Raw genomic sequence first — 14526 nt, 5'->3', positions numbered from 1 at the left:
ACCAAAAGCAATGTATTTTGTTAGTACAGCACAATCACTTAATTATAAACGAGATGAAGAACTATTTTACAATTGCATGCCTGGGCATCGCTACATTAATTACGTCCTGTGCCGGCAATGCCGAAAAAGAAGTGGCCCATGCCAAATTGGAAACTACAGCCGACCAAAAGGAAATCGGCTCTGCTAAGTTTTATGAGCTGGGAGATGGAAAATATAAAATGGACCTGGAGATCAACTACCCTGAACGTGCAGACAGCACCGTGGCCGTACATTTTCATGAACATGGCGATTGCGGTAATATGGGCGAAAACACCCACGGCCACTGGAACCCTACCAAAGAAGCGCATGGTAAATGGGGTTCGGCGGCCTACCATTCCGGCGATATCGGAAATATTCAGCTCGACAGCAAAGGACATGGTACGGTCAGCGTCACTACCGACCGCTGGAACATTACGGACAATGACCTGAAGAACATCATCGGAAGGGGCATCATTGTACACGGAGGAACAGATGATTATGTAACCCAGCCCACCGGAAATTCAGGTCCGCGTGTAGGTTGTGGCGTCATTGTTAAAAACTAAACCTTATAGCTTCCCGGTAGTTCGGGAAGCTTATTCCTTCGGTTCTCCACGCCAAATTGTTGCAACCAAATGACTTTAAATTTGTTACCTTGATACGTTAATCATAAAAAAATGAAAAGGATATCTTTTATTGCTGCTTCGGGAATGGTATTTCTGACCGCACTTTTGTTGAGTTCTTGTAACAGCACAAAATTGGTCTCTTCCTGGACGGCAAAAGAACTAACGGTTCAGCAGAGCAATAAGATCCTCGTCATTGCCTTAATGGGCAATAGGGATCGAAAATTAAGGGAGAATGTAGAAAATGCCTTGGTTGAACACCTGCGGAAACACAACATCACTGCAGGTTCTGCACTGGCAGAATATGGACCCAAGGATTTTGAAGGACTGGAGGAAAAGGCGGCGCTGGAGAAGATCAAAGCAAAGGGTTATGATGGTACTTTTACCATTGCCCTGCTCGATAAGACGAAACAGAAACAATTTGTTCCGGGAGGAATGGGCTTTGGCCCCATGTATTACGGCTTCTGGGGCTACTACAGGCCAATGTACGCCAGAATCTATGAGCCTGGTTACTATCAGGTGACCAACAGGTTCATGCTCGAAGCTAATTTCTTTAACCTGACCCAGGATAAACTGGTCTACTCCGCACAGACCAAAAGCACGGATCCCAGCAGCCCTCAAGCCCTGGCAGAGGAGTTTACCAAAACCTTATTGGACGATATGGTTAAAAAAGGTGTCATTAAATAAAAAGGAGGCATTATGAGAATATTCCCCGTACACTTCAAAACAGGTAGTCTGGACCTGGACGCTATAGTGACGAGTTCAGAGGCAGCCGATAGGTTCAAGGTGGAAATGGTCACCGGCGAGCCTAACCCCATCATCCTGAAGAGATCTGAGGATGGTTCATGGCTTGTTGAAAATCCCGGAGGTCGAAGGCTCAGTCCCGAATGTTATCAGAACATCGGAACCGCCATCAGCGAACACCTTAAAAACACAGCTTAACTCATCGAAGGGAACGAAATCCCTTTGATCTTCCTGAACAGTTCTACCGCATAGATATCCGTCATCCCGGATACAAAATCAAGTACAGTCTGTATCTTCGAATATACGTCCTCATTTTTGGTAAGGAACTGTTTCGGGATCAGTTCTACCAGCTTTTTATGGTATTTGGAGGTGTTATAAAGGTAGGCCGGAATAAATTCTTCCAGCAGGCCGCCCATGACCTGGTACCCCGCTACTTCAATCTGTACCACAGAGGAGTAATTGTAGATTTTCTTGATGGAGATCTTTTCAATCTGCTTCATCACCGATAAAAAAGGCTCATCTATCGCATCCATGAGGCTTTGATTGAAATCCCCGGCCAATATTTCCTCCTGACGCTGCTGGAACACCCGCGAACATTGACCGATCAGCGTGCTGATCGATTTGGCGCGCATCAGGGTGATCTTGGCATCATCATCTTCCATTTCCAAAAGTCGCTCAGGCATCCTGGCATCATTGCATAGCGGAAGCAACAGTTGTTCTACTTCCAGGTAAGACAATATTTTCAAACGGTGGGCGTCCTCCAGATCAATGATGTTATAGCAAATGTCATCTGCCGCCTCTACCAGGTATACCAGCGGATGGCGCTTGTAAACCAATGGTGAATCCTGCACCTTGATGAGTTCCATTTCTATAGCGAGTTTTTCAAAGCCGCTCTGTTCCGATTGAAAAAAACCGTATTTTTTGGTATAGATGTTCTTCTTATCATGACCGGCAGTGGCCGCACAGGGGTATTTCGCTATTGACGCCAGCGTCGCATAGGTGAGCGCAAATCCACCGCTGCCTTTCCCGGCAAAGGGATGGGTCAGGATCCGCAAAGCATTCGCATTCCCTTCAAAATGAATCAGGTCTTCCCATTCTGCCGCACTTACCTGCGATTGAAAAACCTTTCCTTCACCAGTTGTAAAATAATGGGATATTGCCGACTCTCCGGAGTGCCCGAAAGCCGGGTTGCCCAGGTCATGCGCCAGACAGGCGGAAGCTACAATATTTCCAGTCTCGCTAAGTAATGGACAGCTTTCATCGATATCAGGCTGCTGCTCCCGGGCGGTATTGTAAAAAATCGTTCCCAGCGACCGCCCCACACTCGCCACTTCCAGACTATGGGTGAGCCTGTTGTGTACAAACACACTTCCCGGAAGAGGAAATACTTGTGTTTTGTTCTGCAACCTTCTGAAAGGTGAAGAGAAGATGATCCTGTCATAGTCCCGCTGAAATTCAGATCTGGCCTCCTTTTGGTTGCCTGTAAATCTTGCTTCATTCCCCCAGCGCTTCGACGATAATAACTTTTCCCAATTCATCATATTCTAAAATATGGGCGAATTAAGTCATTTTTTATTGGAAATGCCGCTTAAAAATCAAACTTCACCCTCGCGCGTATCCCCCAGTCAGAGACCATAGGGTTATCCAGGTAGGTAAAACGCTTCACTGCATCTACCCTCAGGATCTTAAAGATGTTTCCTACACCCACGCTTCCTTCGATATATGGATCCTTATTTAGGGAATTGGTAATGGAAACGCCATCCGCATTTTGTACAAAACGCATGGTCGAAAGGTTCTTCAAAGGATCATTTTCATCTCGTAGACCGCCGTAAAGGGCTTTGAAAGACATGACTTCCCTGAGCTTTAGTTTTTTCAACAAAGGGATCTTGTTGAAGAAGAAACCATTAAAGTTCTGGTCGATATTGATACTGGCATAACGGTCACTCACAAACTCCAGGAAGTTCATCAGGTTATAGGAATTCAACTGATAAGCATAGGTCTGATTGGCCCGGTGTATAGACAATAAAGGGAAAGGCAGTTTGCCGATGATGTAGGATCCTTCCAGGGTCACATCCATATAACCCAGCTGCGAAAGGTAAAAACGCTTGTCGATGCTACCCAGGAAGTTGTGGTAGTTGTACTCCCCGCCAAGCACGCCTTTTAGACCTGCAGTATAACGCAGGTTAAAGGTAGGGTATTTATCGATGATCGGTGTCCGGTAGATTTTTCCCTGGTAGAATTTTTCATGCGGTGCATAACGCAAATGAAGGGAGATTTCCGAAGTCCGGATGTTATTGATCCGGTCCGTAAAATTGCTCGGCGAATTTGTGAAGTATAAGGAACCCGCTGGCGATTGCTCCCATTTGCGCAGCCCCAGGCTATACGAAAAATGGTTCTCAAATTCATGTACGTAGTCGATCCTGTAAAAGTCATTGTACAGCATCATGTTGTTCTCACCGCGCTTGAACGATAGCAGGAAATTGTCTTCCTGTACAAACTGCAGCTCCTGTCCCGGTATCTTTGTGTCACGCTGGAAACTTGCACTGATGTAATTCTGGGGAAAGGCATAGATGGATTTATTGTTCAGCGAATAGGTTCCCCGCAGGAAATATTTCCATTTTTCATCTTCAAATCCATATGCTGCATAGGTCTCAAAGAAATAGCGCTTGCTCAAAGCGGTCGTGGTACGTCCGCCAAGACGCAGACGAAAACCTTCTACCCCATTAAAACTATAAAAGGTGTTGACGGGGCCCATTTCAAATGGTCCAAAATCTTTGTAACCGGCAAACAGCAATGTCACCACATCCATTGTTCGCTTAAATGAAGGAATGCTCTGCAAAGTATCCAGATTGCTATAGATCCGGGCATTGGATGGACTCAGTGCCAGCGGGCGGTTTGCCGCCCAGAACTGCTCGTCTTTTTTCACTGCCTCAGGGGCAATAACCAGTTTACTTCCATCATATACGGTATCCGCCAGCGCTTTGTTGATCGCATAGTTGTTGAAACTCACCGTACGTTCGCCTGTAAATCCCGCACCGTTCTTTTTACTGATCCCAAAATCAACGATCAGGTTACTTTTACTGAGGTGATAGCGGCGGTCCGGATTCTGCTCAAATTCCAGTGTCGCCTCCAGCGCGCGTACAAAATTGAGGTTGATGTCCTTGTTCACTGTCAGAAAAACATTCTGAACGGCATAGTTGCCATCCATAGTAATGTAGATCTTTCCCTCAAATAAAAGGTCTGTTTTATTCCTGGGCGTAAAGGAAAGCTCGATCAGCTGAGGCTGGTGGTTCTTTACCGTGTCCGAAATGAAAAACTTATAGAAGGTCGGCGCACTATCTGCAATTGGACTCAGCAATTGATTACTCACCACCGATATATTGTTGTCATAGATGTCGATGTCCTGGTACATCCTGTCGAAATACGTGCTCAGCCCCTGGTTGTCCACAAAACGTTCATCAAAATTGACCCGCTTATTGGCGACAAGCACCGATTTCATCTTCTCCGGGTTTTTCCGGAAGTAGTTGTCAGAGAGTTTTTCTTCCTGAAAGACCGGCAATAGGTTCTTGCCACCTATTTTAGTCGAATCCTGCTCCTGGAACAGGAACTGGTAGTTTTTGAATACCCTCCTGCTTTTAAATTTTTCTGAAAGGTTACTCATGGAAAAAACCATACGCTCGTATTTCTGATAACTGACGTAATCATAGCTTTCAGTCCTGTTTTTAGCCTTATTGTCGATCACCTTACGGATCAGCTCCACAGCCGGGTTTTCCCTGTTGCGGTATTTTGGCTTTTTGCCCGCAGTGATCACCACCTCATTCATCAGTGTGGCCTCCGGCTGCAACTGGATATTGATTACCTGGGCGGCACCTGCCTTAATCGTCTTTACCTGGCTTTTATAGCCCACATAACTAAAGGTAATGGCAGCACTTTCTCCGCTCACAGTAATGCTGTAGCGCCCGTCCAGATCAGTCTTCCCGCCTTTAGTAGTTCCGTTGATCAGGAAGGAAACATAAGGAAGCGTTTCGTTAGTCGCCGCGTCCGTGACGGTACCGCTCACCTGGGTTTGCTGGGCAAAGGTCTGCAGGCTGCTGAAAGAGAGCAGTAAAAGAAGGATATAAGTGCGTTGTCCTATCTGCTTTGCAGCAGTAAATATTTTATACACGTTGAGTCGATTAGTTCATTGATACCACTTAAGTAAATTAAGCTGGGGCAAAGTTAATACTCAACTTCTGAATTTTATAGTAAAAAAGTCAGGAATACTGTTCGTCACAAATGTTATGACATCCGCATGAAAAAGCCAGCCTCTGCCCCATACAAATTGTTCACTAAAAAAAAGCAAAAAAATCATTAAGTTTGATAGATACCAAATATAACTACGAACCGCTAACGCATAGGATATGGCTGATTTACCGAAGGGAGAACGAGAACGTTTGCAGGCACTAAAAAGCTACCAGATTCTGGATACACTTCCGGAAAAGGATTTTGACCGCCTGACAGAACTGGCCTCTTTGATATGTGACACTCCGATCTCACTGGTCAGCCTTATGGATGAACACCGGCAATGGTTCAAATCTAAATTGGGTCTTGATGCAGCTGAAACCGCCCGCGAAATTTCTTTTTGCGAGCATGTCATCTCCAGCCATGAGTTTATGGAAATCGAGGATGCACAAAAAGACCTGCGCTTCAAAGACAATCCTCTTGTAACTGCGGCTCCGGAAGTACGCTTTTATGCAGGTTATCCCCTGATCGACGACAATGGTCATGCCCTCGGTACCTTATGTGTGCTGGACAAAGTGCCAAAAGTCTTGACCGGACCGCAAAAGAAAGCCTTAAAATTGTTGGCCGAAGAAGTCATCTCACTCATTACCGAACGTCGCTTAAAAGAAGAACTCCGCCATTTCGAAAAGCTTTTCCATTTCTCCAAAGACCTGATCTGCATCGCTGATGCCAGGGGTTTCTTCATCAAGATCAACCCTTCCTTTACACATTTGTTGAAATGGCCGGCAGAACAGTTGCGCAATACTTCTTTATATACACTGGTACACCCGGAAGATCTGGAACACACCCGCAAAGAGATCGGTAGCTTATCCCGGGACAACCGCACGGTCAGCTTCAAAAACCGGGTCAGGACCATGGACGATGAATATAAAACGCTCCAATGGAACATCACGGCCGAAACCGCGACCGACCAGTTGTTCATCATCATCCGTGACATTACTGAAGAAACCAACAAAGAGCAGCTGATCATCGATAAGGAAAACAGGTTCCGTGCATTCTTCGAAAATGCACACGGGCTCATGTGTACCCATGACCTCAAAGGCAAAATCCTGTCTCTAAATTCCGCAAGTGCCAATAGCCTGGGTTATACCATACCGGAACTCGAAGAAATGACCCTCTTCGATATCATTCAAAAGGACCACCTCCACGAATTGGAGCATTACCTCGCGGAGATCAAGCTGAACGGCAGGATGAGCGGCTTGATGCATACCGTGCACCGTGACGGCTCCTCCAGGATCTGGCTGTTCAATAACGTGCTGGTCAAAAGCCAGAGCGAACAGGATTACATCATAGGCAATGCACTCGACATCACTGAACGCCACCAGCTGGAAATGGAGTTTCGCAAAACAAAGGAAATGCTCCTCCAGACCAACCGCGTAGCCCGCATCGGAGGCTGGGAAATCGATCTCCAGGCAAATAAGCTTACATGGTCATCCATTACCAAGGAAATCCACGATGTTCCTGAAGATTTCGAGCCCGACATTGTCAGTGCCATTGAGTTCTATAAAGATGAAGCCAATAAAGAACTGATCACAAAAGCAGTCAATGAAGCAGCTGCCTATGGACACTCCTTCGATATGGAGCTGCAGATCATCACCGCCACTAAACGGGAGATTTGGGTCCGTGCCATGGGCTATGCACAGCTACAACATGGAAAACCCGCAAGGATCTATGGTACCTTTCAGGACATCGACGCAAAGAAAAAGGCAGAGCTGGAAATTCGGGAATCCAGAAAACTCTTCGAGAACCTGCTGCAGTCTGCTTCAGAAGTCAGTATCATTGCCACCGATGAGGCGGGAATCATTACTGTATTCAACAAAGGCGCTGAGAACCTGACTGGATATACCGCATCTGAAATGATCGGCAGGCAAAGTCCGGCATTAATCCACGACCCGCGCGAAATCGCGCTTCGGGAAGAGGAACTACTCCTGGAATACAATACCCCCATCAAAGGTGTCCGCGTACTGGTGTACAAAGCCAGTATTGAAGGCTCCGAACAGCGGGAATGGACCTACATCAGGAAAGATGGTTCAAAATTTACGGTATCCCTCGTGGTTTCCGCCATGCGCGACACAAATTATAACCTGATCGGCTACCTGGGGATTTCCACCGACATCTCAGAACGCAAACAGGCCGAACAGGAACTGGAGAAAGCCAAGCTCCTGGCAGAGCAGGCCAACGTAGCCAAATCTGAGTTCCTGGCCAATATGAGTCATGAAATCCGCACACCCCTGAACGGGGTCATTGGCTTCACCGATCTGGTACTGAAGACCAACCTGACTGAAACCCAGCACCAGTACATGGGCATCGTCAACCAGTCTGCCCATGCCCTGCTGAGCATCATCAATGACATCCTCGACTTCTCCAAAATAGAGGCAGGAAAACTGGAACTGGACATCGATAAATGCGACCTCATCGAACTGACCAATCAGGCCAGCGACATCATTACCTACCAGGTACAGAACAAATACCTGGAGATGCTGCTCAACATCTCCGCAGACCTCCCCAGGTTCATTTGGGCAGACCAGGTACGGCTCAAACAGGTACTCGTCAACCTGCTGGGCAATTCCTCTAAATTCACAGAGAAAGGTGAGATTGAACTGAAGATCTCCCAACTGGAGTCCAGCGGTGAAGAAGTCACGCTCCGTTTCGAAGTAAGGGATACGGGGATAGGAATCAAACCCGACAAACAGACCAAAATATTTGAGGCCTTTTCACAGGAAGATGCCTCAACAACAAAAAAATATGGCGGTACCGGCCTCGGTCTTACCATATCCAATAAACTCCTGGGCCTGATGGGCAGCAAACTGAGTTTAAAAAGTGAGTTCGGCAAGGGAAGTACATTCTACTTTGACCTGAAAGTCAGGGCCGAACATGGGGATCCGATCAAATGGGAAGACATAGACATCATCAAAAGGGTGTTGATTGTCGACGACAATGAAAACAACAGGCTGATCCTGAAAAGAATGCTGGCCCTAAAAAACATCAAATCCGACGAGGCAAAGAATGGTCTTGAGGCATTGGAAATCCTTGACAGGAATGACGAATATTATGATGTGATCCTGATGGACTACCACATGCCCTATATCAATGGACTGGACACCGTCAGGAAGATCAGGGAAATGGAGTCCAATGGCAGGTTACACCCCATCGTACTGTTGCACAGTTCCTCCGATGACGAACTGATCATCAATTCCTGCCGGGAATTACGGATCGACCAACGCCTGCTCAAACCCATCAAGATCCAGGAAATGTTCGACATGCTCTCGAGGATCTTCAAGAAGCGGGAACACAACCGCTATATTTACAGGGAGACCGAACAGAAGAAAACCCTCCATCACTTTAAAGTGCTCATCGCCGAAGACAATGCCATCAACATGCTCCTGGCCAAAACCGTCGTACGAAGGATCGATCCGGATGCCATTATCGTAGAAGCAGCGAACGGACTCGAAGCGGTAGAAAAGTTCCTGGGTACAAAACCCGACATCATTTTCATGGACATCCAGATGCCGGAAATGAATGGCTACGAGGCTGCAAAAGCAATCAGAAAAATAGGAAACACAGACAAACATGTCCCTATCGTGGCCATCACAGCCGGAAATGTAAAGGGCGAGCGGGAAAAATGCCTGAAAGCTGGAATGGATGACTTTATCACTAAACCCTTCGTAGAAGAGGCTGTAATCGCGATTATCGACAAATGGAACATCCTGAAAAAATAGTTTTGTCAGAATTATGTCATTCTGCGAGAAATTAACTTAGTGTATTTTGTACACTATATATTTTGTTCTATATTTGTATCGTTATCAAAGAAACAATTACAACAATCAACGCTAAATGATTGTTGATTATATAAAGGTAATAACCCGTTCATACAGGTTTATATTTGGTTAGAAAAGGGATGTGCGTGGATGCGACAACCCTTTCTTTTTTTTAAGCCATTTTTAAATCTATTTGGAATCTGGTTTTAAAAATTTAAACGACAAAGCTGTTCCGGTACCCAACACTGCTCCTGCAGCCACATCTGTAGGATAATGCACCCCCAGATACAACCTCGAAAAACTTACTGAACTTGCATATAAATAGGCCGGCGCAATCACGTACCATTTCGGATAGGCCTGAGACAATGCCGTGGCCGTCGTAAAGGAAGTCGATGTATGGCCCGAAGGGAAGGAATAATATTCCGGATGGTAGACCGCATTGATCTTTATGTTTCTTATAAATGGCCTCGGTCGCTTCACAGCCTTCTTGACCAGCATCGTCACCAGGGCGTTTACAGCAGAACTGCTGGCTACATAAAGGGCATTTTGCCGCATCTGTTTGTCATTCGCTATAATTCCGCCAGCAAGGAGCCCTACCGGCACACCGATATTCACCACATCATTGTGCTTGGAAAGGAACATGAAAAAATCTGTTTTGGCCGGAGTCCGTGTCTGAGACAAGTCAATAAGCACCTGGTCATCCATGCGCTGCAACCTGTTTTGTGCAAGTAGAAAGCCCGGAAAAAACAGGAACAGGAAAATACGTGGGATAAGCATTTTCAAATTTATACATATATGGTTTAACTTGGTCATAAAATTTATAAATTGCTGGGAATGGAAGCACAAGACATCAAGATCCTAAAGAAGAAGCCGATATTTCCCGTTTCCGCAGAACTGCAGAAATACCTCAAGACTTATCAGCGCGAGTCCCGGCTCCCCATCGGTTACGCTGACCTCCTGGTCTTCGATGAAGCCTATCCCATTATGGATAAGAATGGTAAAGATTCCCTTTGGGAAGCGCCCATCTATGCTTCTGGTCAGCTGGAAGAACTGAACAATGGTTTAAAGGTGATCTATGCCAACCTGAAAGCTTCCGGAAACCTCCGTATTGTACAGCACAAATACATCGACAGGATTGAATATTGCACCTTTGGCAATACCAACCCCTTCAGGGTGCGGATCGTCAACCGCCTCAATGATGTATATGATTATTTCTATGTCAAGAAAGCGGATGCCTCCCGCATCTACGGCCTCGAGCTGGAGGAGATCCTCTCCCCCAATCAGGTCAATTATTTGGTCGACCGCGATACGCTCATCGAAGAACACATTGCGGGCATCCCGGGTGATGTCTTCGCCAAAAATTACCTGCACAACCCGGAATACAACCCTACGCGGATTGCCAAAGAGTTTGTCAAGTTCAATGAACGCTGTCTGGTGATGCTTCTCGGCGACATGCGGGCCTACAATTTTGTCGTGCAGATCACGCCCGATTTCGACGACATCCAGTTCCGAATCAGGGCCATTGATTTCGATCAGCAGTTCTACGAGGGCAACATTAAAGTATACCTGCCCCAGTTCTTCAAAGAGAATTTTCCCTATGTCAAGCTCTGCATGGAGCAGCTGACCGACAAAACCTATCAGCAATACCAACAGGAAGAAAAGTCTTCCCTACTGCACCGCGTCAGGAGCGAAAGGCATCGTCTGGCCGACCTTAGGGATGTCTCCAATGGCGAAGTGCTCACTACGCCTGAAAACATTGCAAGCCTGAAAGCCGGCATGGCTGATTATTTTCAGGAAATTAAATACACCGATTGCCAGACCATGACAGATATCATCGAACTCAATGTCAAAAACATCATCCGCCAGGTCAAGCTTTAGAACTTAACGCGCAGACCGATCCCCAGGGCAAAAATATCAGAAGGCGTCAGTGCAGACATGTTCTGGAAGTAATTGATCAGGTAATAATCATTGGTATTGAATTCTGAATACACGCTGATCGCCTTTATTTTAGTTCCCTTCAGTAACTTTTCTGTATTGAATTCAATTTCGTTGCTGAACGAAAGGTGCGGTCTTATCGCCTCCGACCAGTAGTAATAGCCTTTGGGATATTGGTCCTCATTAAAGCGATAAGAGAGTTCTTCATGAAAAGTATAAGTCACAAACACTCCGGGATTTACGGGATAGATCTTCGCCCAGTCCTTCACCTTGATCATCCAGGGCTTATAGGCAAACTTCACTGTTGCGATGTTCAATACTCCTCCCTTACTTCCAGGCACAAAGCCGTAGTTCAGGTCCAGGTTTCCTCGTTCGTTCTTAAACAGGTCATAACCTACCCCGGCACTCAGGTAGCCGATGCTTCCGGCAAACTGTACAATGGCCTCATCCGGCACCAAAAATTTAAATGCCTGTGCCTGGGAGCGCAATGCACCAAAGGTCAACAGCAGGCCAATCACTGCAATTCTAGAAAAATACACGCTCAAAACTCAGTTTACGGTTCACGATTTCGATTAATAAAAATTCACTGCTGCCCATTGCCCCTGTGATCAGGAAGGGAGTTGTAGACCCTTGCGGATAGAACACATCATAGTTGTGCGTATGCGCATGAAGCGAGGCCAGCACCGCCGGATCTCCAGTAAAACGTTGCGTGTAAGCTGTGATCAGCTCGGGATCAAAATCCTCCGAATTGGGCGGCACATGGGATACTGGAATATAGGCATCGACTCCGGGTTGGGGCAACAATTGCTGATCGATCCAGGACAGGTCGGGCACCTTCCCGTTAAATTTGTATTCCCTGCCGTTCGTATCATGGCAGATGAATTTCAGGCCGCCATAGGTAAAGGAATAGTTCAGCTGCCCAAACATGTTCAGGAACACATCCCGTCCCCTCGACGTCATATCGTGGTTACCGATTACCGCCACATAGGGCGGCTTCAGGCTCTTCAGGGCCCTGGAGATCCACTCCATTTCTTTCAGGACGCCAAACTCCGAGATGTCGCCGGCCAGGATCACAAAGTCAATCCCCGGCATACTGTTTACTTTCTTACAAAATTCTACCGTCTCGTCCCTGGACCGCTGGCTATCTCCGGTAAGCACAAACCTCACGGTATCATCACCCGCACCCGGACCCAGACGGGCAAGGTTTTTCGCATTAATATCTTTGTAGGAATTCCTGTCAAATACCTGATCAGGACTATATTCAAAATGATTACAACTGGCTAAGCTGATACAACAGCCTATCAAAAACAGGACAAAAAATCTCATAGAAGGATGTACATTATGCAGCGAAAATACCAACGCATATTACCAAAACAGCATTTCTGCGTTTATATGGCATTATCTTAACATATCTGTGATTGAACTGTTCAGTCCCAACCGCTTCTTCAAGAAAAATTTCGATTTTATTTTGAACTCAACTTCTAAGTCCTATATTTGTACCCGAGAGCGTTAATTTAGAACGGGGGTAGATCATTCTGATTTACTCCCGTTTTTCTTTTTACAACATTTCATCAGCAGGAAACACCCGGAAAAAACCTTATAAAAAAGCAAAGGGACTCGGTATCCACCGCGTCCCTCGCTAATCATCCCTATTGATCATCAGGCCAAAAGCCTAACGATGATCAAATATGAAAGAAAATTTAATCTTTACCAAATTTTGCAACAAATTTATTTTACGAATTTTTATTTGCCAAAATCAGATGACGGCCGTCGGAAACCCTCGACCGGTCTGCCGATACCATCGCACAATAGATTTCCATCGGATGCTGTTTCGGTTTAGCAGGAAGTTCAAGAAAATCGTAACCTTGCATCCGCCTTGCTCCGTATAAATTGTAGCATACTTCCGACAAAACCGGAAAATAAACGAGGAGCATCAACTGATCAGCAGGATGTGCATCGGGATCCATCGAACTTTCCCAACGAATAGACAGTCCTTCATTTTCCAGCTCAAGCCTTGGCTGTTCCAAACCGGGCAACGGGCCTTTAGCGAGCAGTACCTTTTCGTAATCGATACTCAGGTCGGGATACTCCCCTTTCAGCGCATGTTTCATATGATGGGATACAGCCATATTCATGGCATACATCTCTGCCTCCCTTGCCGCGGCATGAAAGCCAATCCGTATGAAGGGCTTCAAGGGCTTTAAAAAAGCATTCACCACTTTCATCCCCCGCTGACTGCTAAGTTGTTTTGGTGAATCCACCTTTCTCCGTTTGCCGGTCATGCGCAGCACAGTCTTATTGAGTACCGTATACATGACCGTATTCCCGAGTTTGCCGCTTACCGTTCCCGCAATTCCATTTCTAATGATTGCCATTTTTCAAAATCAATTAAGGCGCCGGCCCGAAAACCGACGCCAAATGTTTAACCCACAGGCATTGCGCCCAGGTAAGTACTGTTGCTCACCAGTTTTTTGTCAGCAGACACAAAAGCCACATAACAACGGACCGTGTCCCCGGAGAAATCCTGCGGCAGCAGCAGCGCATAGGCCTGTGTCGACCGCGTCGCCATACCTACCGATACCACAAAACGGTTCTTGTCTTCATTGAAGATCAGAAATGCGGCCAGATCCCCGGGCTTCGCCAGCTCGGTATCGGATGTCGGACCCCAGCTAAAATCGAGGCTTTGTCCCGTACCGCTCTCTACATCCATCGAATTGGGTACCGGAAGCTGCCCCCTACTGAGCATTACTTTCGGGTAGTCGATCGTGTACAGCGGAGCCACACCACTGAGCGCATGTTCCATATTGTACCGTACTGCGGCATTCATTGCCGACATTTTCGCATCGAATTGCTGAAAACCCAGCTTGATGAAACTCGCAAAATTAGCGAGCCATCCGTTCATCAAACCAAACTGAATCCGCTGGTTCAGCTGGGCTTCAGTAGCTGGTTTGTTGGTTTTTGCAGGTCGCATGGAAAAGACATTCTTGCCTTTCCTTACGCGGCCCACGTTGTTTCCGGTCCTTCCCTGTAAATGGTAGAATGGACCTCCTAATAAAAATCCCATAATTAGAAATTTAAGGTAAATAATTCTGTTAATTGCTGCGCAGCAATACAAACATAACCAAAGCATTAAGCAAAAAAAAGCCCGGTCCTGGAATTGGCCGGGCTTG

The 14526-nt window shown here is 46.4% G+C and carries 12 protein-coding genes; 5 read left to right on the top strand and 7 right to left on the bottom strand.

Going from position 1 to position 14526, the window contains the following annotated elements; translation table 11 throughout:
- Positions 1-53 precede the first annotated feature (53 nt).
- The 3 genes from WAE59_RS22435 to WAE59_RS22425 all read left to right on the top strand — a co-directional run bounded on the left by WAE59_RS22435 (position 54) and on the right by WAE59_RS22425 (position 1580).
- Complete coding sequence (locus tag WAE59_RS22435; protein WP_337858232.1) at positions 54-581, top strand: superoxide dismutase family protein; 528 nt, start codon at positions 54-56, stop codon at positions 579-581.
- A gap of 111 nt (positions 582-692) precedes the next feature.
- Entirely contained in the window at positions 693-1325 is a 633-nt protein-coding gene (locus WAE59_RS22430) for a hypothetical protein (RefSeq protein WP_337858231.1), read from the top strand.
- 12 nt (positions 1326-1337) lie between these two features.
- A complete protein-coding gene (locus WAE59_RS22425) occupies positions 1338-1580 on the top strand; it encodes a hypothetical protein (RefSeq protein ID WP_337858230.1) in 243 nt (80 codons plus the stop codon).
- Here WAE59_RS22425 and WAE59_RS22420 read toward each other — a convergent pair.
- Positions 1577-2920, bottom strand: a complete 1344-nt coding sequence (locus tag WAE59_RS22420) for a deoxyguanosinetriphosphate triphosphohydrolase (protein ID WP_337858534.1) — start codon at positions 2918-2920, stop codon at positions 1577-1579. The two genes, WAE59_RS22425 and WAE59_RS22420, sit on opposite strands and share 4 nt — an antisense overlap.
- A 50-nt stretch (positions 2921-2970) precedes the next feature.
- Positions 2971-5547 (bottom strand): DUF5686 family protein, encoded by a 2577-nt coding sequence (locus tag WAE59_RS22415; RefSeq protein ID WP_443147268.1) that lies wholly within the window; start codon positions 5545-5547, stop codon positions 2971-2973.
- Positions 5548-5782: 235 nt separating this feature from the next.
- Between WAE59_RS22415 and WAE59_RS22410 the strand changes: the two genes are divergently transcribed.
- Positions 5783-9382, top strand: coding sequence for a PAS domain S-box protein (locus WAE59_RS22410; protein ID WP_337858229.1), 3600 nt, complete (start codon positions 5783-5785; stop codon positions 9380-9382).
- 228 nt (positions 9383-9610) lie between these two features.
- On the opposite strand, the gene WAE59_RS22405 is transcribed toward WAE59_RS22410, so the two are convergent.
- Positions 9611-10198: a phosphatase PAP2 family protein gene (locus tag WAE59_RS22405; protein ID WP_337858228.1), complete on the bottom strand. Its 588-nt coding sequence runs from the start codon at positions 10196-10198 to the stop codon at positions 9611-9613.
- Positions 10199-10255: 57 nt separating this feature from the next.
- Here WAE59_RS22405 and WAE59_RS22400 point away from each other — a divergent pair, with 57 nt between their 5' ends.
- Positions 10256-11299, top strand: coding sequence for a hypothetical protein (locus WAE59_RS22400; protein ID WP_337858227.1), 1044 nt, complete (start codon positions 10256-10258; stop codon positions 11297-11299).
- Here the strand turns inward: WAE59_RS22400 and WAE59_RS22395 are convergent.
- From WAE59_RS22395 to WAE59_RS22380, 4 genes are all read right to left on the bottom strand, one after another.
- Complete coding sequence (locus WAE59_RS22395) at positions 11296-11895, bottom strand: hypothetical protein (protein WP_337858226.1); 600 nt, start codon at positions 11893-11895, stop codon at positions 11296-11298. The genes WAE59_RS22400 and WAE59_RS22395 overlap by 4 nt on opposite strands.
- Positions 11882-12682 carry a metallophosphoesterase family protein gene (locus WAE59_RS22390; RefSeq protein WP_337858225.1) on the bottom strand — a complete coding sequence of 267 codons (801 nt, stop codon included), beginning with the start codon at positions 12680-12682 and terminating at the stop codon, positions 11882-11884. The genes WAE59_RS22395 and WAE59_RS22390 overlap by 14 nt, the downstream gene beginning before the upstream one ends.
- A gap of 407 nt (positions 12683-13089) precedes the next feature.
- The gene (locus WAE59_RS22385; protein ID WP_337858224.1) at positions 13090-13731 is read right to left on the bottom strand and encodes a DUF6266 family protein; all 642 of its coding nucleotides are present in this window, start codon (positions 13729-13731) and stop codon (positions 13090-13092) included.
- Positions 13732-13778: 47 nt separating this feature from the next.
- Complete coding sequence (locus WAE59_RS22380; RefSeq protein WP_337858223.1) at positions 13779-14420, bottom strand: DUF6266 family protein; 642 nt, start codon at positions 14418-14420, stop codon at positions 13779-13781.
- Positions 14421-14526: the final 106 nt, after the last annotated feature.

Source organism: Pedobacter sp. GR22-6 (assembly GCF_037402555.1).
GTDB lineage: Bacteria > Bacteroidota > Bacteroidia > Sphingobacteriales > Sphingobacteriaceae > Pedobacter.
This window is presented reverse-complemented; position numbering and strand designations above follow the sequence as displayed.

Coding starts and splice junctions, on each gene's coding strand:
- WAE59_RS22410 (WP_337858229.1), top strand. CDS start 5,783: ATGGCTGATTTACCGAAGGGAGAACGAGAACGTTTGCAGGCACTAAAA.
- WAE59_RS22390 (WP_337858225.1), bottom strand. CDS start 12,682: ATGAGATTTTTTGTCCTGTTTTTGATAGGCTGTTGTATCAGCTTAGCC.
- WAE59_RS22430 (WP_337858231.1), top strand. CDS start 693: ATGAAAAGGATATCTTTTATTGCTGCTTCGGGAATGGTATTTCTGACC.
- WAE59_RS22425 (WP_337858230.1), top strand. CDS start 1,338: ATGAGAATATTCCCCGTACACTTCAAAACAGGTAGTCTGGACCTGGAC.
- WAE59_RS22420 (WP_337858534.1), bottom strand. CDS start 2,920: ATGAATTGGGAAAAGTTATTATCGTCGAAGCGCTGGGGGAATGAAGCA.
- WAE59_RS22380 (WP_337858223.1), bottom strand. CDS start 14,420: ATGGGATTTTTATTAGGAGGTCCATTCTACCATTTACAGGGAAGGACC.
- WAE59_RS22385 (WP_337858224.1), bottom strand. CDS start 13,731: ATGGCAATCATTAGAAATGGAATTGCGGGAACGGTAAGCGGCAAACTC.
- WAE59_RS22400 (WP_337858227.1), top strand. CDS start 10,256: ATGGAAGCACAAGACATCAAGATCCTAAAGAAGAAGCCGATATTTCCC.
- WAE59_RS22405 (WP_337858228.1), bottom strand. CDS start 10,198: ATGCTTATCCCACGTATTTTCCTGTTCCTGTTTTTTCCGGGCTTTCTA.
- WAE59_RS22435 (WP_337858232.1), top strand. CDS start 54: ATGAAGAACTATTTTACAATTGCATGCCTGGGCATCGCTACATTAATT.